Origin of the sequence: Trebonia sp., from assembly GCF_049794275.1 — a bacterium.
GTDB lineage: Bacteria > Actinomycetota > Actinomycetes > Streptosporangiales > Streptosporangiaceae > Trebonia.
Window position 1 is genome coordinate 1 of the sequence record NZ_JBARCR010001192.1, and the last position, 2,139, is coordinate 2,139.

At 67.7% G+C, this 2,139-nt stretch carries 1 protein-coding gene and 1 pseudogene; both read left to right on the plus strand.

Annotation, left to right across the window (positions count from 1 at the left end; all coding sequences use genetic code 11):
• On the plus strand, nt 1-1,289 hold a 1,289-nt coding region (locus WA805_RS29445; RefSeq protein WP_425239075.1), incomplete at its 5' end, for a PucR family transcriptional regulator.
• 633 nt (nt 1,290-1,922) lie between these two features.
• A pseudogene (locus tag WA805_RS29450) lies at nt 1,923-2,139 on the plus strand (hypothetical protein); the annotation flags it as partial.

Genomic DNA, 2,139 nt, shown 5'->3' on the forward strand with positions numbered 1-2,139 from the left:
TGTGCGAGAATCCGCAGGTGGATATGGATCGCCCCGCGGTCGCCGAACTGATGAGCGAGGTCGCGGCGGCAGTCACCCGCCGAGTCGCCGTCGTGCGCGAGGATGTCTACGAGACGATCGTCCGGGAGATCCCGCAGCTGCGCGACGACAAGCCGGTGCTCGCCCTGCTCGCTTCCAGCGTCGACAGTAACGTGGACACCTGCCTTCAGATAATGCAGCACAGGATCGACCTGAGCGCCGTGCCAGCCCCCGCCGCGGCCGTGGAGTACGCGCGCCGGCTGGCGCAGCGCGGCACGCCGCTGACCGCGCTGCTGCGCGCCTACCGGGTCGGGCACGCGTGCTTCACCGACTGGGTGCTCAAGGAACTGGCTCAGCACCCGGCTGACGCCGAGATGGTCAGCGCCGCCACGTTGAGCATGTCCAGGGCCGTCGCTGGTTACATCGACTACATATCCGAGAAGATGGTCGAGGCCTACGGGCAGGAAAGGGAGATCTGGCTGCGGAACCGCAGCGCCGCGCGGGCCGCCCGGATCCGCGACCTGCTGTCGGGCGAGCGGATCGACGTCAGCGCGGCGGAGGTTACCCTCGGCTACCGGTTGCGCCAATACCACGTGGGGGTGGTGTGCTGGGCGGGCGACGCGGCGGGTACCACGGAGGAGATCACCCGGCTCGAGCGCGCGATCAGCCACGTCGCTGGACAAGCGGCCTGCCACGGCGAACCGCTGTTCCTGCCCCGCGACGAATCGAGCGCCTGGGCCTGGCTGCCGCTGGGGAGCCGGGACGGGTTCGACGCTGCCGCGGTGGACAAGGCCGAGATGGACGACGACATCCATTTCGCCGTCGGCGACGCGGCGAAGGGCACGAGAGGGTTCCGCGTCACCCACCAGCAGGCCACCGCCGCCCAGGCGGTCGCGCTCGCCTCAGGATCTCCGGCGCCACGTGCGGTAACGTTCAGCCAGGTCGCGCCCGTGGCGATGATGCTCACATCCAGGGAACTGCTGCGGCCGTGGGTGCTCGGCACGCTGGCGGGCCTGGCCGCCGACGACGAGCACCATGCCCGGCTGCGCGAGACCCTGCTGGTCTTCCTGGAAAGCGGGGGCAGTTACAAGACGACCGCGGAGTGGCTGAGGCTGCACAAGAACACGGTCCAGTACCGGGTCCGCAAGGCACAGGAGAGCATCGGCCGGCCGGTGGGCGAAAACCGCAGCGACGTAGAGCTCGCGCTGCGGGCAAGCCACTGGCTCGGCTCGGCCGTGCTGGAGCCGGCGACGGCTTCGGATGCGAGGTGACTCCCCCGCGGCGAACGAGACCCGCCTGTCGGCTGGCGTCGGCCACTGTAGCTGGATGACTGGTAAATGCCGGTTATCGAACGTTTCAGTAGACTCTGAGTCGCCCTGCGTCGGCTGACGATGGCTCCCCACGGTATTGTGCTCGCCACCTCGCGTCCGATCGCCTAACCACATCCGTGGGTTGAGAACGCCAGTGTCGCGGGAGGGTGCTGCGCCGGGCGGGTAGTGCGGCGGGCGGTACCAGGTTGAGCGGCAGCCGTCGGTCGTGCACCGGACTACGGTATGCCCGGAGATGCCTTCGTCGGCGCGGCACAGGCACCGCACATGGGAGACAGGACGTGGCCCGGCGACCAGGGATGCCCGTGGCCGCACCGCGCGGGGTACGGCCACCAGTCAGGCAGGTCATTCGCAAGATTGACATCGTCCACCGTCTAATTAGAACGTGTGAGCGATCCATGCAGTCCGCCGAGGTAATGCCTGCAGAACGCCTCGACTTGGCGCTGTCGGTCAGGGTTGAAGGATCCCTCACATACGGTGACTGAACACCGTGGGTCCGAGCGTGCCGAACGCTTAATACACGGGTGATCCGTGTCGCTTCAGTGTTCTTGCGTCACGCGCTGGGATGGTGCTGAAATGAGCACCTTTCCGTGTCTTGAGCGTTTCGTTTCGGGGCCTGGCCAGGTCCGTTACCGCCTCGGAGACCGGCTGGTGGACCGGTATCTGGAGTTCGTGGCGGGCCGGTGCCGGCCGAACACGCTGCGGGCGGCAGCCTTTGATCTGAAGACGTTCTTCGCGGTGACCGGGAAGGGCCCGGTGGAGGTGACCGCGGCGGACGTGTTCGATTTCCTGG